Below are 22,475 nucleotides of genomic sequence, written 5' to 3' on the forward strand. Positions count from 1 at the left end.
CGCCCCCGAAAGGGTTCGGCGGCCATGGCATTTGCAGGGTCGCCCTCACCATGAAATTTTCCCCATTGCTGCTGGCCGCAGCCTGCCTGAGTCTGCTGGGTTGCTCGGCGCAACAGCAGGAGTCCAAGGCTGCCGCGCCGCCAGAGCCGATGCCCGCGTCCACGCCTGCGGCGCAACTGCTGTTCGCGGCACCGGGCGAGCCCCTGCCCCCGGGTGGCCAGACCACGGTCCACGCCACGGGCCGCAACGCCTTCTCGCTGCCTGCCGCCAACCTGGACGATGCCGAGCGCACGCGCTTCGTCATCGGCAACTCCTTCTTCAAGCGCAACTGGGTGCAGGCGCCGGCCTCCACCACGGCGCGCGATGGCCTGGGCCCGCACTTCCTGGCGCGCTCCTGCGGCGGCTGCCATGTGCAGGACGGCCGCGCCCAGCCGCCCGACTTCCACAACCCGCTCAAGCCCCAGCCGTTCGCGGGCCTGCTCATGCGGCTGTCCATTCCGGGCGAAGGCCCGCACGGCAGCCCGGTGCCGGACCCGGTCTATGGCGACCAGTTCAACACCGAGGGCGTGCTGGGCGTCAAGGGCGAGGGCCAGCTGCGCATCCGCTATGAACAGGTGCATGGCCGCTTTGCCGACGGCACGGCCTACACGCTGGAAAAGCCGGTCTACGAGCTGGCTGCGCTCAACTACGGCCCCCTCGCTGCCAACCTGATGACCAGCCCGCGCATTGCGCCCCAGGTCATCGGCCTGGGCCTGCTGGAGCACATCCCGGAGTCCGAGATCCTGGCCAACGCTGCCGCCCAGGCGGCCCTGGGCGGCCCCATCAAGGGCCAGCCCAACTATGTCTGGGATGCCTACGGCGAACGCATGATGCTGGGCCGCTTCGGCTGGAAGGCCAACGTGGCCTCCATTGCCCACCAGACGGCTTCGGCCTTCCTGGGCGATATCGGCATCACATCGAAGCGTTTCCCGCACCAGACCTGCACGCCCGCGCAAAAGGACTGCCTGGCCGCGCCCAACGGCAACGGCGCCGAGGGCGTGGAGATCGAGGACCGCGTGCTGGACGACGTGATCTTCTACCAGGCCACGCTGGCGCCGCCTGCACGGCGCAACGCCAGCGACCCTGCCGTGCGCCGTGGCGAGGCACTGTTCCACCAGGCCCAGTGTGCGCAGTGCCACCGGCCCTCGTACAAGACGGGCGGGGCGCTGTTCCCCGCGCTGTCGCCGGCACTCAGCAGCAAGGCGCTGTCGGGCCAGACCATTGCGCCCTACACCGACCTGCTGCTGCACGACATGGGCGATGCGCTGGCCGACGGCCGGCCCGACTTCAAGGCCTCAGGCCGCCAGTGGCGCACGCCGCCGCTGTGGGGCATAGGCCTGCTGCCCGATGTCAACAACCACCAGCGCCTGCTGCACGACGGCCGTGCGCGCGGCGTGCTGGAAGCCATCCTCTGGCACGGCGGCGAGGCCGAAGCCGCGCGCGAACAGGTGCGCCAGTTCAGCGCCGAAGACCGTGAAGCCCTGGTCAAATTTGTGGAGTCCCTCTGATGCAAGGCATGCGCATGACCCCTCGCCAAACCCTTTGCGCCGCCGCGCTGGCGCTGCTGGCCACCACCCCGGCCCAGGCCCAGGAAGTGGAGGCCAACATGGCCATCCCCTTCTACAACACGGCCCATGCCGTGCAGGGGCTTTACGGCCAATGGTTCTCGCCCCAGGCCAAGGCCGCGCAGGAATCCGCCCAGGCACTGAACCAGGCGCTGCGCGCGCATTGCGCAGCACCTGCGGCACCTGCGGGATCGGCCGCTGCCACGCTGCAGACGGCGCGCCAGGCCTATGTGCAATCGTCGCGGCAGTGGAGCAGCCTCTCGGCCGTGGCCCTGGGGCCGCTGGTGGAGCGCCGCTCGGCACGCCTGGTGGACTTCCGCCCCATGCGCCCGGCCCTGCTCAAGAAGGCCATACAGTCGGCCCCCGCCGATCTGGCCGCCATGGAGCGCATCGGCGCACCCGCCAAGGGATACCCGGCGCTCGAGAACCTGCTGTGGACCCAGCCCGTGGAGCCGCAGACGCCGGCCTGCGCCTATGCCACCCTGGTGGCCGAGGAAATCGGCGCCGAGATGGGCATCCTCCGCAATGGCTTTGCCAAGCTTGCCGCCCAGGACTGGTCCGAGGACGGCGATGCCACCACCGAAGCCATGGCCGAGTTCATCAACCAGTGGGTCGGCGGCCTGGAGCGCCTGCGCTGGGCGGACATGGAAAAGCCCTTGCGCAGTGCGGGCAGTGCAGGCAGCAAGCCCCCCGCCTGGGAGCACCTGGCCAGCGGCAGCACCGTCGAGGTCTGGCGCGCGCACTGGCAGGGCCTGCGCACGCTGGCCGTGAGCGTGGACCGCAAGGTGCCCCGGCCCGGCGTGGACATCGTGCCCATCGAGTCCTACCTGCGCGGCCGTGGCCTCAACCCGCTGGCCGACCGCTGGCTCAAGGCCGTCAACGAGGCCGATGCCGGCATGCGCGCCCTGACCGAGCCGACCGCCAAGGCCGTCGATGCCGCCACCAAGCCGCTGTCGCGCCTCAAGCGCCTCATGGAAGGCGAGGTGGCGCCTGCGCTGGAAGTCAACATCGGGTTCTCGGATGCCGACGGGGATTGAGCAGGCGCTGAATCGCCGCCGCTGGCTGCAGGGCCTGGGTCTGCTGGCTGCCATGCCGCTGGCAACCTCCCATGCGGCCAGGCCGTCTGGACCGGCACGGTCGCTGGCTGCGGCCTGGATGCAGGGCGAGCAGATGCGTGTCGGCATCGTGCAGGCCAGTGCGCAGGTGGACAGGCCGCTGCAGGTGCTGCAGGCCCTGGATGTGCCTACGCGCGCCCATGGCATGGCCGCGCTGCGCGACGGCTCCGTGGTCTTCGCCAGCCGCCGCCCCGGCGACTGGCTGGTGCGTCTGAAGCCGGGACAGGCCGCCGAGGATGCGCAATGGCAGTGGATAGAGCCCGACCGCTTCTTCAACGGCCATGTCATCGAAAGCGCCGATGGCCGCCATCTCTACACCACTGAGACCGACCTGGAAGATGCCCAGGGACTGATCGGCGTGCGCGATGCCATCACCTTGGAGAAGATCGCCGAATGGCGCACGGGCGGCATGGACCCGCACCAGCTGCTGCTGGACGCAGACGGCACGCTTATGGTCGCCAACGGCGGCATTCCCACGCAGTCCGAGACCGGCCGGCGCAAGCTGCAGCTGGACCACATGGATTCGTCCATCGCACGGCTGTTGCCGGCAGAAGGCGGCGCCCGTGCCGGCCTTTGGAAGCTGGACGACAGCCGCCTGAGCCTGCGCCACCTGGCCTGGGGCCCGCAGGTCGCCCACGCGCCCGCGCGCCGCTGGCTGGGCATTGCGCTGCAGGCCGAGCATCGCGACACCGAAGCGCGCGCCGCCGCGCCCGTGCTGGCCCTGTTCGATGGCCACCGTTTGCATGCCGTGCCCCTGCCCGAAGGGCGCGAGCCCCTGGCCGGCTATGGCGGCGACATCGGTTGCGACGGCCAGCTCTTCGCCGTCAGTTGCCCGCGCGTGAACACCGTCACCTGGTGGCAGGTGCCCGGCAACGGCCAGGCCAGCGGACGCTGGCTGCGTGGCGATGCCATGCCAGGCGTGTACTGCGTGGCCAACGCAAGCGTCTCGCTCGATGCCAACGGCCGGCCCCTGCCTGCCGAGCCTGCGCTGTGGATGGGCGGTGCGCGCCAGGCCCAGCTGCGACAACGCGGCCAGGTGTTGCGCACGGTGGCGGTGCCTGGAATGGCGCTGGACAACCACTGGATTGAGCTGAAGAGCCGCCGCTAGCAGCCGGGGGAGGGCGCCGAGCAGGGTGCGCTCCCGGCGTGCCCGCGCTCTGTTCGTCGGGCAAGAAAAAAGGGTCTACGCTTGCACGTAGACCCTTTTCTTTGTTTGGTGGCGCTTCACGGACTCGAACCGCGGACCTGTGGATTATGATTCCATCGCTCTAACCGACTGAGCTAAAGCGCCGTAAGACCTAAATTATATGCAGAATTTTTGGTCGATCCGGGAAGTTGTGCAAATTTCTCGAAATTTCTTTGCGAGAGGCCTGCAGTGCCTTGCCGGAAGACGCGCATTGTAGCGTGTCTTTCAGCAGGTTCAGAGATGTTTGAAGTTTGCGGGGCGCTTGTTGACGAAGGCGTCCATGCCTTCCTTCTGGTCCTGCGTGGCGAACAGCGCGTGGAACAGGCGGCGCTCGAACATGACGCCGTCAGCCAGCGAGCCCTCGAAGGCGCGGTTCACCGATTCCTTGGCCGCCATGACGGCGATCTGCGAGAAGCCGCTGATGATGATGGCGGCGCCCAGGGCTTCGTCCATGAGCTTGTCGAAGGGCACGACGCGGCTGACCAGACCGGCGCGCTCGGCCTCGGTGGCGTCCATCATGCGGGCCGTGAGGGCCATGTCCATGGCCTTGGACTTGCCCACGGCACGTGGCAGGCGCTGCGTGCCGCCGGCGCCGGGGATGACGCCCAGCTTGATTTCCGGCTGGCCGAACTTCGCGTTGTCGGCGGCGATGATGAAGTCGCACATCATCGCCAGCTCGCAGCCGCCGCCGAGGGCAAAGCCGCTGACGGCGGCGATCACGGGCTTGCGGATGGAGCGGATGGCTTCCCAGTTGCGCGTGATGTAGTCGCCCTTGTAGGCGTCGGCAAAGCTGTACTTGGCCATGGCGCCGATATCGGCGCCGGCCGCAAAGGCTTTCTCGCTGCCGGTGATGATCATGCAGCCGATGGCCTCGTCGGCATCAAAGGCCTGCAGGGCCTGGCCCAGCTCGTCCATGAGCTGGTCATTGAGCGCATTGAGCTGCTTGGGGCGGTTGAGCGTGATGATGCCGACCTTGTCGGCTTCGACGCGAACTTCAATCATTTCGTAGGCCAAGGGAGTCTCCTGCTGGGGTTGTCGTCGTGATGCTCAAGAATAACCGGCCAGGGGCGCGGGTGCGCGTGTGTGCATGTGCGCGCCTGCACCGCGTTTCACGGCGTGCCGGGAGCCTGCGGGCTGTCGGCGCGGCTGCCCAGCCAGCGTCCCACGGCCTCTTCGTCGGTGATTTCCAGGGCGAGGTTGCTGGGAGACGGGAGCTGTGGAGCGCTGGAGATGGCAGCTTTTGCATCGCCGTTGTCCGTTTTCTCGACCATGGCGGCCTCGCTCAGCAGGGCCGAGCCCCAGGGCAGGGTGAAGGCCAGGATCTGGCGGTCGCGGGCCACCCAGGCCACGACCTCCAGCGCCGTGCCTGCGTACAGCGCCACATCGTCCAGGCGGGTGATGCGCCAGCGTGCGGGCTGTGCATCCTCGGCCCCGGTGGGCAGCTCGATGGCCAGCCATTCGTCGCCGGCCATGAAGCCTGCGCGCTCGGCCAGGCTGCCGCGCAGCACGGTCTTGACGGTGATGCCCTGGCTTTCCTGTACGCGCAGGCCCAGCCGCTGGGCAGTCTGCGCCGGTTCGGCCTTGGCCTGCACGCCCTGGGCGGCCAGCAGCTCGGCCAGCGGCAGGTCGTCGGTGCCGTGCACCCATTGCGTGATCTCGGGGGCGAAGCTGCGCCCGCCCAGCTCCTGCAGCACGGCCAGCACATCGGCCTCGCGCATGGGGCCGCCCTGGCAGCGCTGCCACAGCGCGCGCATCACGTCGTCCAGCGTGCTGCGGCCTTCGCGGCGCAGTTGCAGGTCCAGGGCCAGCGCGACCAGGCAGCCCTTGGTGTAGTAGCTGACGGTCTGGTTGGGCGTGTTCTCGTCCTGGCGGTAGTACTTGACCCAGGCGTCATAGCTGGCCTGGGCCACGGACTGCAGGCGGCGGCCCGGTGTCTGCAGCACCTGGTTGATGGTGCGCGTGACCAGCTTGAGGTACTGGGCGTTGTCGATCAGGCCGGCGCGGCGCAGCAGCAGGTCGTCGTAGTAGCTGGTGAAGCCTTCGAAGAACCACAGCAGCTCGGTGTAGTTCTCCTGCCCGTAGTCGTAGCGTGCGAATTCTGCGGGGCGCAGGCGCTTGACGTTCCAGGTGTGGAAGTACTCGTGGCTGATCAGGCCCAGCAAGGTGGTGTAGCCCTCGGCGGCCTTGCGCTCGCCCACGCGCGGCAGGTCGCGCCGGCCGCAGATCAGGGCCGTGGAGTTGCGGTGCTCCAGGCCCCCATAGCCGTCATCGACCACGTTGAGCATGAACACATAGCGCTGCATGGGCGCGGGCGTGGCCTGCTCGCCCGTACCGTGCCAGAAGGCCAGCACGGTCTCGCAGATCCTGCGTGCGTCGGCAACCAGGCGCGCGCCGTCGAAGCTGGGCGCGGCGCCCGCAACGACGAAGCTGTGGGGCACGCCCGCGGCCACGAAGTCGCCACGCCAGAAGCTGCCCATCTCCACGGGGCAGTCCACCAGTTCGTCGTAGTGGGCAGCGCGGTACAGGCCCCAGCCGCGCGCATCGGCGTCCACGGCGTCCAGGCCGGTGGCCACCTGCCACGATGCCGTGGCGTCCGATGCAAGCAGCTGCAGCGTATGCGGCGTGTCTTCCTGGCCGTGCACGCGCAGGCACAGGCTGGTGCCGTTGAAGAAGCCGCGGCGGCGGTCCAGCCAGGCCGTGCGCACCGAGCTGTCGTAGGCGCAGAACTGGTAGTGGAGCACCAGCGGCACGCCGGCTGCGCAGTCGACCTGCCAGAGGTTCTTGCCCTGCTGGGCCAGCGCGACGGGACGGCCGTCCTGCTCGGCAGACAGGTCCTGGAGGTTCTTGGAGAACTCCCGCACCAGATAGCTGCCGGGAATCCAGACCGGCAGCGACAGGGTCTGGCCGGCGGCCGGGCGGGCGATGTGCAGCTGCACGCTGAACAGGTGCGCGTCCACATCAAGGGCCTGCACGCGGTAGTGGATGTCCGCTGCGGCAGTGGCAGCGGCGGTGGCGGCGAGGGGAGAGGTCATTCGGGCTCCTGCAGGTGTGGCCTGGAGGCTGCCCGGGCCCGCTGCGGCGGGCTGGAGCCGGGAAGCTCCGGCCAAGGGGAATCAGAGGGGCGGGCCCGGCATCGGGCCCGCGAGGCGGCGATCAGCGCGCGGCTGCGGCTGCGGCCAGGTTCTTCTCGACTTCCTGGGCGCTGATGGCGCCAGGCACTCGGGTGTTGTTGGTGAAGATGACGGTGGGCGTTCCCGTGATCTTGTACTTGCGGCCGAAGGCCAGGTTGCGCTGCACGGCCGAGGTGTCGCACTGGGCGGCGGCCGGCACCTTGTCGCGCAGCATGTGGTCGGCCCATGCACCGGCCTGGTCCTTGGCGCACCAGATGTTGCGCGATTTCTCGGCCGAATCGGGGCTCAGGATGGGGTACAGGAACAGGTAGATGGTGACGTTGTCCACGTTCTGCAGGTCGCGTTCGAAGCGCTTGCAGTAGCCGCAGTTGGGGTCCTCGAACACGGCCATCTTGCGTTCGCCCTTGCCGTGGACGATGGTCACGGCGTCCTTGAGCGGCAACTGCTTGAAGTCCACCGCCGTCAGCTGGTTCATGCGGTCTTCGGTGAGGTTGCGGCGTGCCTTGGTGTCGATCAGCTCGCCCTGGATCAGGTAGTTGCCCTTGGCGTCCGTGTAGAACAGATCCGTGCCGATGCGCACCTCGAACAGGCCGGACATGGGCGTGGGGCGGATTTCGTCGATCTTTTCCAGCTGGGGAATGCGCTCGGTCAGCGTCTTGCGCAGGTTGGCGTCCTGGGCGTGAACACCGAGGCTCCAGGTCAGGCTGGCAGCCGTCAGCAGGCAGGCGAAGAGTTTCATGGCAATGCGGAGGTGGGCGGGGCCGCGTTCAGGCCGGCCGCGCCGTGGTTGAGGGGGGAGTGCGCAGCGCAGTGCGCCACGGAGCACGGGTACGAGTCGCAAATCGGCAAAGGGTTCAACGGCAAGCATTCCTGCATGCCGGGCTCAGGCGCCGCTGCGCGGGTCCAGGCCCATGGCCTGGCGCGCCATCCAGTCCTTGAGCGGGCCGAAGCGCTCGAAGCCCTTCATGCCCCAGTTGCGCAGCATCTGCACCGGCACCTCCGGTCGGCTGAACAGCTGCTGCAGCCCGTCCATGGCCAGGCCCATGGGCGCCAGCGCGGCCTTGCGCTCGCGTTCGTAGCGGCGCAACAGGCGCAGATCGCCCGTGCTGCGCCAGTAGCCGCGCTCCTGCAGCACGCGGGCCAGGGCCTGCACATCGCCCAGGCCCAGGTTCAGGCCCTGGCCTGCCAGCGGGTGCACGTTGTGGGCCGCGTCGCCCACCAGCACCCAGCTGCGGGCCGAACGTGCATCGCCGTCAGGCATGGAGCCGCACCAGTGGTCGGCCACGGCCTGCTGCAGCGGCCAGGCCATGCGCGGTGCGCTCAGCTCCAGCCGGCCCAGTGCGCCCTGGCTGATGGCTTCCAGCCGCGCCGTGAAATCCTGCGTGTCGGCGGCCAGCCAGCCATCGGCCAGCTCGCGCGCAATGGACCAGACCACGGCCACGCTGTGGCCTTGGGGGCCTTCCAGCGGAAGCAGGGCCAGGATGCCTTCGGGCGTGAACCACTGGCGCGCCACCTGGCCGTGCGGCAGCTCGCAGTGCAGCCGGGTGGCGATGGCGTGCTGTGCATAGGGCGTGACGGCGAAGTCCACGCCGAATTCGCTGCGCGTGCGGCTGGCACGGCCTTCGCAGATGGCCGTCAGCGGCGCGGCCACGGGCTGGTGCACCACCTCGACCATGGGCTGGTAGCGCACGGCCTCGGCCAGGCGCTGCTCCAGCGCGGGCACATCGACGATCCAGGTCAGGGCGTCGACGTCCTGGCGGGCAGCGTCGAACAGCACATGGCCGTCCAGGTCGCCAAAGACTTCCATCTGCGTCACGGGCGTGGCGTGCTCGTCGTCCGGCCAGCAGCGCAGGCTGTCCAGCAGGCCGCGTGCGCTGGCATTGAGCGCGTAGGCGCGCACATCGGGCGCGTTGCCGGTGGGAGCGGCCACCACCAGGGCCACGCGCAGCCGTTCCCGGGCCAGCAGGAGAGCCAGGGTCCGGCCTGCGATGCCGGCCCCGCGTATACATACATCAAAGGTTTGCGCCATGGCCGGCATTGTAGGAGTCCGGGCCATGCCGGGGATTCCAACTGGCGCAAACTCCGGCTTTGGCGTGATGTGCCGCAGCCTGCGTCGCCATCTGGCATATTGCCGCCCATCGCATGGCGCCATTCGCGCCATGGATGGCATACACACTCCAGATTTCCCCAAAAAGAGCTATCCGATGTTTGACCAAGAAAGAGACGTGCAGGGCCGCATTGCCCAGTTGTGGGTATATCCCGTCAAATCCTGCGCGGGCATCGCGCTGCAAAGCAGCGGCGTCGGCGCCACGGGCCTGGCCTGGGACCGCCATTGGATGGTGGTTGATGCCAACGGCGAATTCCTGACCCAGCGCGACCATCCGCGCATGGCCTGGATACGCCCCGAGCTGGAGGCCGGCCACCTGGTCCTGCATTTCCCCCAGCTCCCGCCCCTGCGCATCCCGCTGCAGGCCACGGGCCCGGTGCGCCAGGCGCGCGTCTGGTCGGATGGGGTCCAGGCCTGGGACATGGGGCCGGAGGCAGCGCGCTGGCTGACCCAGGCCCTGGGCGCGGATTGCGCCCTGGTGCGTTTCGACCCGGCCGCGCCGCGCCGCACCAGCGAGCGCTGGACAGGCGGCGAGGCCGCGCCCGTGCACTTTGCGGACGGCTACCCGTTGCTGGTGCTGAGCCAGGCGGCCGTGGATGAGCTCAACCAGCGCCTGCAGGCCGCCGGCCAGCCCGCCGTCGATGCCCGCCGCTTCCGACCGAACATCGTGATCGAGGGCCTCGAGGCCCACGACGAGGACCGGGTCGACGGGTTCGACGTGCTCGATGCCCGGGGCCTGCGGCTGCGCATGGCCAAGCCCTGCACACGCTGCCCCATTCCCGACATCGACCCCGTCACGGCCGTGCAGGGCACCGCCGTGGGTGATGCCATCCGTGCCTACCGCCAGGACGACCGTGTCGATGGTGCCATCACCTTCGGCATGAATGCCGTGCTGGAAGGCCTGCACGACGGGGCTGAACTGGCTGTTGGCCAGTCCGTGGCCGGCGACTGGCAGTTCGCCTGAAACGACAGGAAATGCCCGGTTGACTAAAATACGGGGTTTGTCCCCAGAATCCCTGTAGAAAGCCCTGCCATGAGCCTCAAATGCGGCATCGTGGGCCTGCCCAATGTGGGCAAGTCCACTCTCTTCAACGCGCTGACGAAGGCCGGCATCGCCGCCGAGAACTATCCCTTCTGCACCATCGAGCCGAACACCGGCGTGGTGGAAGTGCCCGATCCGCGCCTGCAGAAGCTGGCCGACATCATCACGCCCGAGCGCATCGTCCCGGCCATCGTCGAATTCGTGGACATCGCCGGCCTGGTGGCCGGCGCCTCCAAGGGTGAAGGCCTGGGCAACCAGTTCCTGGCCCACATCCGCGAAACCGACGCCATCGTCAACGTGGTGCGCTGCTTCGAAGACCCGAACGTCATCCACGTGGCCAACAAGGTGGACCCCATCGCCGACATCGAGGTCATCCAGACCGAGCTGTGCCTGGCCGACCTGGCCACCGTCGAGAAGGCGCTGAACCGCTACAGCAAGGCCGCCAAGTCGGGCAACGACAAGGAAGCGGCCAAGCTGGTGGCGCTGCTGACCCCCATCCAGGCTGCGCTGGACCAGGGCAAGCCCGCACGCACGGTGCCCGTCTCCAAGGAAGACGCGCCCCTGCTCAAGCAGTTCTGCCTGATCACCGCCAAGCCCGCCATGTTCGTGGGCAACGTCAGCGAAGACGGCTTCGAGAACAACCCGCTGCTCGACAGCCTCAAGGCCTATGCCGAGGCGCAGGGCGCTCCCGTCGTGGCCATCTGCGCCAAGATCGAGGCTGAAATGGCCGAGATGAGCGACGAGGACCGCGACATGTTCCTGCAGGAACTGGGCCTGGAAGAACCCGGCCTGAACCGCCTGATCCGCGCCGGCTTCGGCCTGCTGGGCCTGCAGACCTACTTCACGGCCGGCGTCAAGGAAGTGCGCGCCTGGACCATCAAGGTCGGCGACACCGCCCCCCAGGCCGCAGGCGTCATCCACGGCGACTTCGAGCGCGGCTTCATCCGCGCCCAGACCATCGCCTTCGACGACTTCATCGCCTTCAAGGGCGAGCAAGGCGCCAAGGACGCGGGCAAGATGCGCGCCGAAGGCAAGGAATATGTCGTCAAGGATGGCGACGTGATGAACTTCCTGTTCAACGTCTGAGGCAACGGATGCCGCGGCAGAACTGCTGAAAAGCAGTTCTCGCCCACCTCAGGAAACCGCGCTTGTGCGCGGTTTTTTCATGTCTGGATCGATTCGGTCCCACGCACCGAACGTCCATGGACAATGGCGCCTTTCCATTGGGGAAAGAGAGACCTTGAAATGGACCGCCCGCATTTCAGATTCCATCCCGGTGCCTACGAAGCCGTCTTCGAGCAGGAAGAGGGTGTGTGTTCCTGCTGCGGACAAAACCGCAGCCTCAAGTACGAAGGCCCGTTCTACAGCCAGCAAAGCCCCGACTACCTGTGTCCCTGGTGCATTGCCAGCGGGCAGGCTTGCGAGACATACGACGGCGAACTTGTGGGATACACCGATATCGAAGGCGTGTCGCCTGATCCGGCAGACCCGGAGCCCGCCATCGCCAGGGAGCTGCTGCTGGAAGTATCGCTGCGCACGCCCGGCTACAGGGCCTGGCAGCAGCCCGTGTGGCTCACGCACTGCAACGAGCCCTGCGTCTTCCTGGGTCACGCCGACAGGCAGACCGTAGAGCCTTTCCTTGCTGAAGTCCTGCCCGACATGGAAGGCATCTACAAAAAGGATGCCCAGTGGATGCTGGAGCGGATGTCCAAGGACGGCATGATTTCAGGCTGCCTTTTCCGGTGCGTGCGTTGCGGCGAGCATAGGCTGCATATGGATGTGGGATGAACCCGATGATCGACTACGAAACGCTCTCCACCCAGACCGGCATTGCCTTGCCGCCACTGTTGAAGGAATTTCTGGCATCGGGAAAGACCCACTACGGCCCGGATTGGGCTGATACCTGGCGCCAGCGCTGCCTGCAGGACCCGCCCTTGTTCATGAGTTGGCAGGACTTCGAATGGATAGACGCCGAAGCCAGCCGGGAAATCATCGAGGGCTGGCTCAATCCTTCCGCGCAGAACGGCAGGCGCTTTTTGCCATTCGCCCAGTCGGGCGCCGGCGATGCCTGGTGCCTGACGCCGCTGGACACGCATGGCGTGGGCGTGGCGCTGGTGTTGCACGATGACGAGGCCAGCAGCGTTTCGCACGCCTGCTTCGATGACTTTGTCTGCGCGGGATTTCTGCAGGCCTTTGCGGACCTGAGCGATCAGCTGGATGAATTCTCGGAGCCGGAGGCTTTGCAATTGTTGCGGGCCGATGTCGCACAGACCACGCGCTTCATGACGCAGGAGTTGGGTGGCTATCTGCAGGATTTCTGCCGGCGTCCCTTGGAGATCAGGCCTTGGCGCGACGGGCCCCGGGCGCGTGTTCGCCAGGTGGCTTCATTGATTTCACAAGATGAACTGGCGGCCGAACTGGACAGGCTGCCCGCCGTGGACCTTTCCTTTCCCGTCGTGGCGCGCTGGGAAGTGTGTTCATCGGACGAGGGCAGCACGCAGCCCGGCCTGGTGCCAGAGCCCGCAAAGATCGACTGGCGCACCCTTGCCGCCGATCCCCTGCAGAAGATGGCGGCCATCAGGGCCTGCCAGAGCGAGCATGGCTGCAGCCTGGGACAGGCCAAGGCCATGGTGGACCAGCACCTCGGCGGCCGTGTGAACGCGCACGCCTGACCGGGGGCAGGCCGGCGCCTTCAACCCACCATAGCCATCCATCCCGCCAACCGACCGCCTTCACCCTCCAGTTCCGCAGCCCCTCCCATCCGTGCCGAACTCTTCTGCGGGAATGCAATGCAGATGTCCCGCGGGGTGCCTGGACATTGAGCTTCCGATCGTGCCGGATCGCTCTGCAGAGGCCCAGGCTGTTTCGGAGCGAGCGCCGTAAGATGACCCGTCGTCACCCGACAGGGTGAAAAGACAGGCCCGAGCAAGGTAACGCCAGCAAGAAAGGAATCACGTCCTATGGATAAGCAGGCGCTTGGCGAACGCGATATCTGTACCAAGTTCATCACGCAGGCTATGGAAAAGGCTGGATGTGACGCCCGGACCGAGGTGCGCGAAGAATTCCCTCCGGACGCACTCAGGGCCACCAGCGGGGGCGCAGTATGAGCACCCACCTGCCCGCCGACTACCCGGCACTGCTGGCCGATATCAAGCAGCGTGTCCGCCATGCCCAGACGCGGGCCATGCTGGCGGTCAATGCCGAATTGATCCGCCTGTATTGGGATATCGGGGCACTGATCGACCAGCGCCAGAAGCGGGAAGGCTGGGGTGCCGCAGTCATCCCTCGGCTGGCCAGGGATCTGCACAACGAACTGCCGGAGGAAAAAGGTTTTTCCGAGCGCAACATCAAGCGCATGCTGGCTTTTTATCGCGAGTATCCCTCTCTGGCTGCCACAGCCGGGAGCACAGAGAAAGTGCCACAGGCCGTGGCACAACTTGCCCCCGGCGAAAAAGTGCCACAGGCTGTGGCACAAAGCCGCCTGGCGCCGGGGGTGGCGGCAGATGGCGCACAGGTGTTTGCTGCTGATGTTCTGCTGTCCCTGCCGTGGGGCCACCACGCCGAGCTGATCGCCAAGGTCAAGGAGCCGGGCGCACGCCATTGGTACATGTGCGCAGCCATCGAAAACGGATGGAGCCGCAGTGTCCTGCTGATGCAGATCGAAACAGCCGCGCACCTGCGACAAGGCAGAGCTGCCAGCAACTTCGCCTTGCGCCTGCCTCCGCCGGATTCCGACCTGGTACAGCAAACGCTCAAGGACCCTTACCTGTTCGACTTCCTGACGTTGGAATCAGGTTTCCATGAGCGTGAGTTGGAAACCGGTCTGATCACCCATCTGGAAAAATTTCTCCTGGAGCTGGGCCAGGGCTTCGCCTTTGTGGGGCGCCAATACCACCTGGACCTTGCCGGAGACGATTTCTACATAGACCTGCTGTTCTACCATCTCAAGCTGCGTTGCTACGTGGTCATCGACCTCAAGCGGGGCGATTTCAAGCCTGAATACGCGGGCAAGATGAACTTCTACTGCAACGTTGTGGACGACAGGTTGCGACACGCAACCGACCAACCCACCATCGGTTTGATCCTGTGCCAGAAACCCAATCACGTGCTGGCCGAGTATGCGCTGCGCGGCGTGGACAAGCCCATCGGCGTTTCCGGTTTCGAGCTCACCCGTGCCTTGCCGGAAACCTTGCAAAGCAGCCTGCCCAGCATCGAACAGATCGAGCGCGAGCTGGGAGGCGGGCATGAATGAGCACACCGCCGGGCTGCTGGAAAAGTACCTGCGACAGCTCGAACGCCGCGGGTAGTCATGCGATAGAAAAACACGCCAGCGCTCAACAGGTTGAATTTGACCGTCCGATGGCCCGTGGCGGTCTGCTGTGCCGGGCTCGAAGCCGCCCCTGCAACCCACCATAATCACCCATCCCGCCAACCGACCTCCCTCACCTTCGTGCCCCACCCCACCAGTCCCGCAGCCTCTCCCATCCATGCCGAACTCGTCGCCGTGCTGGCGGCGGTGACCCAGGGCACACCGCGCGTGCTGACCACGGCGGACGGGCAGTTGCTGCCGGCGGGGCCGTTCGAGGTGGGGCACCGTTCGCTGCAGGCCGGCCTGCGCGCCTGGGTGGAGGAGCAGACCCATCACCCGCTGGGCTACATGGAGCAGCTCTACACCTTTGCCGATGGCGATCGCACCGATGCCAGCGGGGCGCGCGTGATCTCGGTCAGCTACCTGGGGCTGACGCGCGAGTCTGCCGACCGCAGCGCGGGGCAGGCCGTCTGGCAGGACTGGTACCGCTACTTTCCCTGGGAAGACTGGCGCGGCGGCGAGCCGGCCCTGCTGCGCTCCCACATCGCTCCGCGCCTGCATGCCTGGATGGCCGAGGCGCGCGGCGCCCAGCGTGCGCTGCGGCGCCAGCGCGCGGACATCGCCTTCGGCCTGGACGGCGGGCCCTGGAACGAGGACATGGTGCTGCAGCGCTACGAGCTGCTGTACGAGGCCGGACTGGTGCAGGAGGCGGCCCACCGCGTCCATGGCGCGGCCGCCATGCTGCCCGGCGAGGCCATGCACCACGACCACCGCCGCATCCTGGCCACGGGCATGGCGCGGCTGCGCGCCAAGATCAAGTACCGGCCCGTGGTGTTCGAGCTGATGCCACCCGAGTTCACGCTGCTGCAGCTGCAGCAGACGGTGGAGGCGCTGGCCGGGCGCGGGCTGCACAAGCAGAACTTTCGCCGCCTGATCGAGCAGCAGGATCTGGTCGAGGAGACCGGCCAGCTCACGGTGGGCTCGGCGGGCCGGCCGGCCAAGCTGTTCCGCTTTCGCAGCGATGTGCTGCTGGAGCGGGCCATCTCCGGCAGCAAGCTGCCGCTGGCCAAGGGCATCGACGGTTCCCCCTGAGCTGCACGGCACTTGCCCGATTGTGACAATGGCTTGACAGCACTTATGCTCGTATCTAGCATAAGTTCCTCGCTCAAGCCCGCAAGGCCGCGCGCCACATTTTTTTGACCTACATATACTCAAAATGAGCATTAATATTGCCAATGCCCTCAGTGCCCGCCTGCCTGTGCCGCCGCTGCCCGACCTGATGCTGGAGCCGCTGGTGCGCTCGGCCCTGCTGGAAGACCTGGGCCGCGCGGGCGACCTGACCACGGATGCCATTGTTCCTGCCGACGCACAGGCCGAACTGCGCCTGGTGGCGCGCCAGGAGGGCGTGCTGGCCGGGCTGGACATGGCGCGGCTGGCGTTCCGTGCGCTGGATGCGCAGTCGCGTTTCGAGCCGGTGCTGCGCGATGGCAGCGAACTGGCGCCCGGCCAGGAGATCGCGCGCATCCACGGCAGCGCGCGCGCCATCCTCACCGCCGAGCGCGTGGCGCTCAACTACCTGTGCCACCTGAGCGGCGTGGCCACGGCCACGGCATCGATCGCGCGGGCCATTGCCGACACGGGTGCACGCGTGACCTGCACGCGCAAGACCATGCCGGGCCTGCGTGCGCTGCAGAAGTACGCGGTGCGCGTGGGCGGCGGCAGCAACCACCGCTTCGGCCTGGACGATGCCGTGCTGATCAAGGACAACCACATCGCGCTGGCCGGCGGCGTGGCCGAAGCCCTGGCCCGGGCGCGCGCGGGCGTGGGCCACATGGTGCAGATCCAGCTGGAGGTGGACACGCTGGAGCAGCTGGAGGTGGCGCTGTCCCTGGGCGTGGAAGTGGTGCTGCTGGACAACATGGACCTGAACACGCTGCGCACGGCCGTCTCCATGGCGCGCGGGCGCGCGGTGACCGAAGCCTCGGGCCGCATCACGCCCGAGACGGCGCGCGCCGTGGCCGAGACCGGCGTGGACCAGATCGCCGTGGGCTGGATCACGCACAGCGCCCGGGTTCTCGACATCGGCCTTGACACCTGAAATGAGGCACCCCCTGAGCCGCTGCGCGGCTTCCCCTGTGTGCACGGCGCCCTCTCTCGCTGCGCGGGAGGGGGGCGTCCGGGCAACCGGCGACACCCTGGCTGCGGGGCGGCGCGGCCGGCCTAGGCCCTTGCTCGGTGTCCCTGAGTTGGGCTGCGCCGGTTTTTTGCAGCTAGCCCAGTGGAGCAGTTGCCATGTTTTTTGAAGGTCGTACCTTGAAGCGACGGAGACTCTGGACGCTGGCGGCCTGCGCGCTGCTGGCGGGCGCATCGGGGCTGTGGCTGGCGGCGCCGGGCAAGGCCGGCACGCGCCTGGAGCGGCCCATCACCATCGTCGTGACGTTTCCGCCGGGCGGCGGCACGGACCTGCTGGCGCGGCGCCTGGGCGAGCAGCTGCAGCAGCGCCTGGGCCAGACCGTGGTGGTGGAGAACCGTCCCGGCGCCAGCGGCAACATCGGCGCCCATGCCGTGGCCCAGGCCGCAGCGGACGGCAGCACCTTGCTGATGGCCAACAGCTCGTTCGCCATCAACCCCGGGGTCTACGAACGCCTGGATTTCGACCCGCGCAAGGACTTCACGGCGGTATTCAACGCGGGCTCCATCGCCTCGGTGCTGGTCGTGCCTGCGGACAGCGCGCTGCAGACGCTGGAGGACGCGCTGGCCCAGGCGCGCCAGGAACGGCCGCTGCTGTTCGCCTCCTGCGGCAACGGCACGCCCCAGCACCTGGCCGGCGAAATGCTGGCCCGCGACGCGAAGCGCTTTGTGCAGCATGTGCCCTACAAGGGCTGCGGCCCGGCCATCACGGCCGTGGCGGCAGGCCAGGTGGCGGCGGGCATGGTCACGGCCAGCAGTGCTGCGGCCATGATCGCTGCAGGCCGCGTGCGCGCCCTGGCCGTCACGGCGCCGCAGCGACTGCCGCAGCTGGCCGGCGTTCCCACGGTGGCCGAGCGCGGCCTGCCGGGCTTTGCGGTGGAGCAGTGGCATGGCCTGCTGGCACCTGCCGCCACGCCCCGGGCCACGGTGCAGGCATTGCATGACACGCTGGAGCAGGCGCTGGCCGATCCCGCCGTCAGCGCTGGCTTGCGCGACCAGGGCTACACCCTGGCGCGGCAGACACCGGGCCAATTCCAGGCGCTGATCGCAGCCGACATCGACCGCTATGCGGCCGTGACCCGGGCGCTGGGGCTGAAGGCCGATTGAGGGCCAGAGAAGAGCCAGAGAAGGGCCAGACAAGGACCGATTGGCGACTTACTGCATGAACCAGCCGTGGCTGACCACCAGCGACTGGCCGGTCAGCGCATTGCTGGGGAAGCCCGCGAACAGCAGGGCCACGCGGGCCACGTCCTCGGTGGTGGTGAACTCGCCGTCCACGGTTTCCTTGAGCATCACGTTCTTGATGACCTCGTCCTCGCTGATGCCCAGCGTGCGGGCCTGCTCGGGAATCTGCTTGTCCACCAGCGGCGTGCGCACGAAGCCCGGGCAGATCACATTGGCGCGCACGCCGTGCTTGGCGCCTTCCTTGGCCACGGTCTTGGCCAGCCCGATCAGGCCGTGCTTGGCCGTGACATAGGGCGCCTTGAGCAGCGAGGCCTCCTTGGAGTGCACCGATCCCATGTAGATCACGCTGCCGCCCCGGCCCTGCGCATACATGTGCTTGAGGCAGGCGCGCGTGGTGAGGAAGGCGCCGTCCAGGTGGATGGCCAGCATCTTCTTCCAGTCGGCAAAGCTGAATTCCTCCACCGGATGCACGATCTGTATCCCGGCATTGCTGACCAGGATGTCGATGCCGCCGAAGGCCCGGGCGGCCTCCTCGACCGAGGCGTTGACCTGGGCCTCGTCGGTCACGTCCACGGCCACGCCCATGGCCTGGGCACCCGTGGCGCGCAGCTCGGCCGCCGTGGCGTCGGCCGCCTCCTTGTTGAGGTCGGCAATGACGATGCGCGCGCCCTCGCTGGCGAACAGCGTGGCGATCTCCTTGCCGATGCCGCTGGCCGAGCCGGTGATGAAGGCGACCTTGTCCTTGAGTTGCATGGTGAGTCTTTCCTGGAGAGTGGATGAAACAGGCCGGTGCCCATCTTCGGCGGGGCCGGCCGCGTGCCCTTGTCGGCGCAGGGACCAGTCTGGCGCCGGTTTCTTAGACGAAACTGAGTCGGCAGGCCCGCAAGTCATGGCCGTGACGGCCGGCCCTTCAGGGCGCGGCGGCCTCGCGGTGCCGGGGCTGCTGGAACAGCTCGCAGACCAGTTCGCGCAGCCAGCGCTTGGCCGGTTCCTGTTCGAAGCGCCAGCTCCAGTGCAGCGACACGTCGAAGCGGTGATCGGGCAGGTCGGCATCGCGCACCGCATAGCCGCCGCGCTCGACAAAGCCGGCCGCGATCTCGGCCGGCATGATCACCGCCAGGTCGGTCTTGCCCACGATGGAGGGCACGGCCATGAAATGCGCGGCCGACAGGCGGATGCGCTCATCGAGCCGCAGCGCCTGCAGGATGCGCAGCGTCTCCGAATGCGAGCGCACCGCCGCGAAATCCAGCTGGCGCAGCGTGGCCAGCGCCAGTGGCCCGCCTTCGGGCACCTGCGCCAGCGCGGGGTGGCCGCTGCGCAGCAGCACGCCGTAGTGGTCGGACAGCAGCACGGTCTGCCGGGTCCGCGTGCCACCCGGCAGAAAGCCGATGGCGATGTCCAGCGTGCCCCGGTCCAGCGCATCGGCAATGCCGTCCAGCGGCATGGGCAGGGTCTCCAGCTGCACATGCGGGGCGCGCTGGTGCAGCGCCTGCATCAGCGGCGGCAGAAAGCGCGCCTCGCCGATGTCGCTCAGGTGGATGCGAAAGCGCTGGCGCGCCTGCAGCGGCTCGAAGCTCTGGGCCTCGGACATGGCGACTTCCAGCACCTCCAGCGCCTGGCGCACGGCCAGCGCCAGGCGCTCGGCACGCGGCGTGGGGCGCACGCCTGCGTGCGCGCGCTCGAACAGCGGATTGCCCAGCAGCAGGCGCAGCCGCGTCACGGCCTGGCTGGCGGCGGGCTGGGACATGCCCAGCTCCTCGGCCGCGCGGCTGACGCTGCAGTGGCGGTACACGGCGTCGAAGACGCGCAGCAGGTTGAGGTCCAGGTTCTTGATATCCATTTGGTGAATATCTCTTAGATAGTTTATTCAATTGCTGGAAATCATAAGCGCCTGCACCATGGGCACCGACTTCCATGGCCACCGCGCGGCACGCACCGGGCGGCCGGCCCATTTCCCAGGAGACCCCATCTTGCAAGCACCCACCACACCGCGCAGCCAGCCCGCCGAGGCATCTTCTTCCACCGCGACCTGCACCGCGACCTACACCGTGCGCCATGCCGTGATCGCCATGCTGCGCGAGCTGGGCATGACGCGCATCTTCGGCAACCCGGGCTCGACCGAGCTGCCGCTGTTCCGCGACTACCCCGAAGACTTCTCCTATGTGCTGGGCCTGCAGGAAACCGTGGTCGTGGGCATGGCCGACGGCCATGCCCAGGCCACGCGCAATGCCAGCTTCGTGAACCTGCATTCGGCCGCGGGCGTGGGCCACGCCATGGCCAACATCTTCACGGCCTTCAAGAACCGCACGCCCCTGGTGATCACGGCGGGCCAGCAGGCGCGCTCGCTGCTGCAGTTCGACCCCTTCCTGCACTCCAGCCAGGCCGCCGAGCTGCCCAAGCCCTATGTGAAGTGGAGCTGCGAGCCCGCGCGCGCCGAAGACGTGCCCCAGGCGCTGGCGCGTGCCTACTACATCGCCATGCAGGAGCCGCGCGGCCCCGTGCTGGTCTCCATTCCCGCCGATGACTGGGACAAGCCGGCCGAGCCCGTCACGCTGCGCCATGTGGGCTTCGAGACGCGGCCCGATCCGCGCACGCTGGACCTTATCGGCGATGCGCTGGATGCGGCGCGTGCCCCGGCCCTGGTCGTGGGCGCGGCCGTGGACCGGGCCCAGGGCTGGGATGCCGTGGTCGCGCTGGCCGAGCGCCACCAGGCCCGCGTCTTCGTGGCCCCCATGAGCGGGCGCTGCAGCTTCCCCGAGGACCATCCCCTGTTCGCCGGCTTCCTGCCCGCCATGCGCGAGCGCATCGTGCAACTGCTGTCCGGTCATGACGTGGTCTTCGCCGTGGGCGCGGCCGCCTTCACCTACCACGTGGAAGGCGAGGGCCCGCACATCCCCGAAGGCACGGCGCTCTACCAGTTGATCGAGGACCCGGCCATTGCCGCCTGGGCCCCCGTGGGCACGGCCGCCGTGGGCAATGTGCGCATGGGCGTGGAGGAGCTGCTGCAGCGCCCCGCGCCCGCACCGCGCCAGGCGCCCGCACCCCGGCCCGCAGCGCCCGTGCCGGCCGCGCCCGCCGCAGGCGAGCGCATGTCGGTGGCCTTTGCCATGCACACGCTGGCCCAGGTGCGTGACCGCCACAGCATCGTGGTGGAAGAGGCGCCCAGCTCGCGCTCCACCATCCAGACCTACCTGCCCATCTTCCATTCGGGCACCTTCTACACCATGTGCAGCGGCGGCCTGGGCCACAGCATGCCGGCCGCCGTGGGCGTGGCGCTGGCGCAGCCCGAGGCCAAGGTGGTCGCCGTCATCGGCGACGGCTCGGCCATGTACGCCATCCAGGCCCTCTGGAGTGCAGCCCAGCTGCGCCTGCCCATCAGCTTCGTGATCCTCAAGAACCGCCGCTATGCGGCGCTGCAGGACTTCGCCCATGTCTTCGGCTACCGCGAGGGCGAGAAGGTCGAGGGCACGGAACTGCCCGACATCGACTTCGTGGCGCTGGCCCGTGGCCAGGGCTGCGACGGCGTGCATGTGGAGAACGCGGCCGAGCTGGCCGAGGTGCTGGCCCGCGCGCTGGCCCATCCCAAGCCCATCGTGGTCGAGGTCGAAGTCGCCTGAGGCGAAGCCCCCTGCAGGAGACAAAGCCATGGAAAACACAAGAAGCATAGGCATCCTCGGCGCAGGCGCCATGGGCACCCTGTTCGGCGCGCGGCTGGCCCGCATCGGCCTGGACGTGACCCTGGTCGACGTGAACGACGAACTGCTGCAGGCCCTGAACCGCGATGGCGCGCGCTGCCACACCGATGAGGGGCTGCTGCAGGCCCACGTACGTGCGGCGCGGGCCGAGCAGCTCACGGCCGGGCCCGCGCTGTGGCTGGTCTTCACCAAGTCGGCCCATACGCGCGCTGCACTGCAGGGCATTGCCCATCTCATCGGGCCGGACACGCATTTCCTGAGCCTGCAAAACGGCATAGGCCATGCCGATGTGTTGCGTGAAATGGTGCCGCTCGAACGCATCGCCGTGGGCGTGACCACCTGGCCTGCGCGCGTGATGTCGCCGGGCGAGGTCAGCTCCATGGGGCAGGGCGGCATCCGCTTCATGCCTTGCGACGGCCAGCGCAGCGCGGTCTTCGACCTGCTGGCGGAAGACCTCAACCGCGCAGGCATGCATTGCAGCATCGACCCGCAGGTGCAGGAGGCCATCTGGGAAAAGCTGGCCTTCAATGCCGCCTTCAACGGCGTGTGCGCCGTGACGCGCCAGACCGTGGACGGACTGGCCAATCCGCAGGGCGAGGCCCTGCTGCAGCGCGTGCTGGACGAGGTGCTGTCCGTCGCCCATGCCCATGGCGTCGCTGCCAGTGCCGAGCGCGTGGGCGCGGCCGTGCGCGATGCGCTGGACCATCACCGGGGCCACCAGCCCTCGATGCTGCAGGACCTGCTGGCCGGCCGTGCCACCGAGACGGGCGCCATCCACGGCGCCGTGCTGCAGGTGGCCGACCGGCTGGGCATTGCCGTGCCCGTGACGCGCACGCTGCATGCACTGGTCAGCCTGTCCGAGAACGCGGGCGCCGTCGCACCGCGCTGAACGCGCTCAAGGCAAAACGAGC

General features: G+C 68.0%; 19 protein-coding genes and 1 tRNA gene. 13 read left to right on the plus strand and 7 right to left on the minus strand.

What is annotated here, in order from left to right:
* Window positions 1-50: 50 nt before the first annotated feature.
* Genes ACN20X_RS07495 through ACN20X_RS07505 form a run of 3 tightly spaced genes read left to right on the plus strand, consistent with a single transcriptional unit; the run spans window position 51 to window position 3,827 of the window.
* Complete coding sequence (locus ACN20X_RS07495; protein ID WP_473210414.1) at window positions 51-1,547, plus strand: di-heme oxidoreductase family protein; 1,497 nt, start codon at window positions 51-53, stop codon at window positions 1,545-1,547.
* A complete protein-coding gene (locus ACN20X_RS07500; RefSeq protein WP_473210415.1) occupies window positions 1,547-2,641 on the plus strand; it encodes an imelysin family protein in 1,095 nt (364 codons plus the stop codon). The genes ACN20X_RS07495 and ACN20X_RS07500 overlap by 1 nt, the downstream gene beginning before the upstream one ends.
* On the plus strand, window positions 2,625-3,827 hold the full coding sequence (locus ACN20X_RS07505) for a DUF1513 domain-containing protein (protein WP_016447973.1): 1,203 nt from the start codon (window positions 2,625-2,627) through the stop codon (window positions 3,825-3,827). The genes ACN20X_RS07500 and ACN20X_RS07505 overlap by 17 nt, the downstream gene beginning before the upstream one ends.
* A gap of 106 nt (window positions 3,828-3,933) precedes the next feature.
* On the opposite strand, the gene ACN20X_RS07510 is transcribed toward ACN20X_RS07505, so the two are convergent.
* From ACN20X_RS07510 to ACN20X_RS07530, 5 genes are all read right to left on the minus strand, one after another.
* Window positions 3,934-4,010 (minus strand) — tRNA-Met (locus tag ACN20X_RS07510).
* A gap of 129 nt (window positions 4,011-4,139) precedes the next feature.
* Window positions 4,140-4,919, minus strand: a complete 780-nt coding sequence (locus ACN20X_RS07515) for an enoyl-CoA hydratase (RefSeq protein WP_034390562.1) — start codon at window positions 4,917-4,919, stop codon at window positions 4,140-4,142.
* A 95-nt stretch (window positions 4,920-5,014) separates the two neighbouring features.
* Window positions 5,015-6,937 carry a M61 family metallopeptidase gene (locus ACN20X_RS07520; protein ID WP_473210416.1) on the minus strand — a complete coding sequence of 641 codons (1,923 nt, stop codon included), beginning with the start codon at window positions 6,935-6,937 and terminating at the stop codon, window positions 5,015-5,017.
* Window positions 6,938-7,058: 121 nt separating this feature from the next.
* Window positions 7,059-7,775: a DsbC family protein gene (locus tag ACN20X_RS07525; RefSeq protein ID WP_016447970.1), complete on the minus strand. Its 717-nt coding sequence runs from the start codon at window positions 7,773-7,775 to the stop codon at window positions 7,059-7,061.
* Window positions 7,776-7,919: 144 nt separating this feature from the next.
* Window positions 7,920-9,065 (minus strand): FAD-dependent monooxygenase, encoded by a 1,146-nt coding sequence (locus ACN20X_RS07530; protein ID WP_026062153.1) that lies wholly within the window; start codon window positions 9,063-9,065, stop codon window positions 7,920-7,922.
* Between the two features lie 175 nt (window positions 9,066-9,240).
* Here ACN20X_RS07530 and ACN20X_RS07535 point away from each other — a divergent pair, with 175 nt between their 5' ends.
* The 8 genes from ACN20X_RS07535 to ACN20X_RS07570 all read left to right on the plus strand — a co-directional run bounded on the left by ACN20X_RS07535 (window position 9,241) and on the right by ACN20X_RS07570 (window position 17,791).
* Window positions 9,241-10,107: an MOSC domain-containing protein gene (locus ACN20X_RS07535; protein WP_034347768.1), complete on the plus strand. Its 867-nt coding sequence runs from the start codon at window positions 9,241-9,243 to the stop codon at window positions 10,105-10,107.
* 69 nt (window positions 10,108-10,176) lie between these two features.
* Complete coding sequence (gene ychF, locus ACN20X_RS07540) at window positions 10,177-11,271, plus strand: redox-regulated ATPase YchF (protein WP_016447967.1); 1,095 nt, start codon at window positions 10,177-10,179, stop codon at window positions 11,269-11,271.
* A 159-nt stretch (window positions 11,272-11,430) separates the two neighbouring features.
* Window positions 11,431-11,973 (plus strand): CbrC family protein, encoded by a 543-nt coding sequence (locus tag ACN20X_RS07545; protein WP_016447966.1) that lies wholly within the window; start codon window positions 11,431-11,433, stop codon window positions 11,971-11,973.
* Entirely contained in the window at window positions 11,970-12,857 is an 888-nt protein-coding gene (locus tag ACN20X_RS07550) for an SMI1/KNR4 family protein (RefSeq protein ID WP_310042432.1), read from the plus strand. Before ACN20X_RS07545 ends, ACN20X_RS07550 begins: the two co-directional genes overlap by 4 nt.
* A gap of 431 nt (window positions 12,858-13,288) precedes the next feature.
* Window positions 13,289-14,437: a PDDEXK nuclease domain-containing protein gene (locus ACN20X_RS07555; RefSeq protein ID WP_047217472.1), complete on the plus strand. Its 1,149-nt coding sequence runs from the start codon at window positions 13,289-13,291 to the stop codon at window positions 14,435-14,437.
* 198 nt (window positions 14,438-14,635) lie between these two features.
* A complete protein-coding gene (locus ACN20X_RS07560; RefSeq protein WP_013804059.1) occupies window positions 14,636-15,586 on the plus strand; it encodes an NUDIX hydrolase in 951 nt (316 codons plus the stop codon).
* A gap of 124 nt (window positions 15,587-15,710) precedes the next feature.
* Window positions 15,711-16,592, plus strand: coding sequence for a carboxylating nicotinate-nucleotide diphosphorylase (nadC, locus tag ACN20X_RS07565; protein WP_016453171.1), 882 nt, complete (start codon window positions 15,711-15,713; stop codon window positions 16,590-16,592).
* 194 nt (window positions 16,593-16,786) lie between these two features.
* On the plus strand, window positions 16,787-17,791 hold the full coding sequence (locus ACN20X_RS07570) for a tripartite tricarboxylate transporter substrate-binding protein (RefSeq protein WP_250438916.1): 1,005 nt from the start codon (window positions 16,787-16,789) through the stop codon (window positions 17,789-17,791).
* A 48-nt stretch (window positions 17,792-17,839) separates the two neighbouring features.
* On the opposite strand, the gene ACN20X_RS07575 is transcribed toward ACN20X_RS07570, so the two are convergent.
* Window positions 17,840-18,622, minus strand: a complete 783-nt coding sequence (locus tag ACN20X_RS07575) for a 3-hydroxybutyrate dehydrogenase (RefSeq protein WP_012203473.1) — start codon at window positions 18,620-18,622, stop codon at window positions 17,840-17,842.
* 157 nt (window positions 18,623-18,779) lie between these two features.
* Window positions 18,780-19,709: a LysR family transcriptional regulator gene (locus ACN20X_RS07580; RefSeq protein WP_473210417.1), complete on the minus strand. Its 930-nt coding sequence runs from the start codon at window positions 19,707-19,709 to the stop codon at window positions 18,780-18,782.
* 130 nt (window positions 19,710-19,839) lie between these two features.
* On the opposite strand from ACN20X_RS07580, the gene mdlC reads away from it, so the two are divergent.
* Both mdlC and ACN20X_RS07590 read left to right on the plus strand, forming a co-directional pair.
* Entirely contained in the window at window positions 19,840-21,486 is a 1,647-nt protein-coding gene (mdlC, locus tag ACN20X_RS07585; protein WP_223275118.1) for a benzoylformate decarboxylase, read from the plus strand.
* A 28-nt stretch (window positions 21,487-21,514) separates the two neighbouring features.
* Window positions 21,515-22,453, plus strand: a complete 939-nt coding sequence (locus ACN20X_RS07590; protein WP_473210418.1) for a ketopantoate reductase family protein — start codon at window positions 21,515-21,517, stop codon at window positions 22,451-22,453.
* Window positions 22,454-22,475: the final 22 nt, after the last annotated feature.

It is taken from the genome of Delftia sp. PX-1, from assembly GCF_055797465.1.

Excerpts from the sequence above, each read along its gene's own strand:
- ACN20X_RS07580 (WP_473210417.1), bottom strand. The coding sequence starts at position 19,709 with ATGGATATCAAGAACCTGGACCTCAACCTGCTGCGCGTCTTCGACGCC.
- ACN20X_RS07555 (WP_047217472.1), top strand. The coding sequence starts at position 13,289 with ATGAGCACCCACCTGCCCGCCGACTACCCGGCACTGCTGGCCGATATC.
- ACN20X_RS07570 (WP_250438916.1), top strand. The coding sequence starts at position 16,787 with ATGTTTTTTGAAGGTCGTACCTTGAAGCGACGGAGACTCTGGACGCTG.
- ACN20X_RS07550 (WP_310042432.1), top strand. The coding sequence starts at position 11,970 with ATGAACCCGATGATCGACTACGAAACGCTCTCCACCCAGACCGGCATT.
- ACN20X_RS07575 (WP_012203473.1), bottom strand. The coding sequence starts at position 18,622 with ATGCAACTCAAGGACAAGGTCGCCTTCATCACCGGCTCGGCCAGCGGC.
- ACN20X_RS07535 (WP_034347768.1), top strand. The coding sequence starts at position 9,241 with ATGTTTGACCAAGAAAGAGACGTGCAGGGCCGCATTGCCCAGTTGTGG.
- ACN20X_RS07525 (WP_016447970.1), bottom strand. The coding sequence starts at position 7,775 with ATGAAACTCTTCGCCTGCCTGCTGACGGCTGCCAGCCTGACCTGGAGC.
- ACN20X_RS07545 (WP_016447966.1), top strand. The coding sequence starts at position 11,431 with ATGGACCGCCCGCATTTCAGATTCCATCCCGGTGCCTACGAAGCCGTC.
- ACN20X_RS07495 (WP_473210414.1), top strand. The coding sequence starts at position 51 with ATGAAATTTTCCCCATTGCTGCTGGCCGCAGCCTGCCTGAGTCTGCTG.
- ychF (WP_016447967.1), top strand. The coding sequence starts at position 10,177 with ATGAGCCTCAAATGCGGCATCGTGGGCCTGCCCAATGTGGGCAAGTCC.
- ACN20X_RS07520 (WP_473210416.1), bottom strand. The coding sequence starts at position 6,937 with ATGACCTCTCCCCTCGCCGCCACCGCCGCTGCCACTGCCGCAGCGGAC.
- ACN20X_RS07500 (WP_473210415.1), top strand. The coding sequence starts at position 1,547 with ATGCAAGGCATGCGCATGACCCCTCGCCAAACCCTTTGCGCCGCCGCG.
- nadC (WP_016453171.1), top strand. The coding sequence starts at position 15,711 with ATGAGCATTAATATTGCCAATGCCCTCAGTGCCCGCCTGCCTGTGCCG.
- ACN20X_RS07530 (WP_026062153.1), bottom strand. The coding sequence starts at position 9,065 with ATGGCGCAAACCTTTGATGTATGTATACGCGGGGCCGGCATCGCAGGC.
- ACN20X_RS07505 (WP_016447973.1), top strand. The coding sequence starts at position 2,625 with ATGCCGACGGGGATTGAGCAGGCGCTGAATCGCCGCCGCTGGCTGCAG.
- ACN20X_RS07590 (WP_473210418.1), top strand. The coding sequence starts at position 21,515 with ATGGAAAACACAAGAAGCATAGGCATCCTCGGCGCAGGCGCCATGGGC.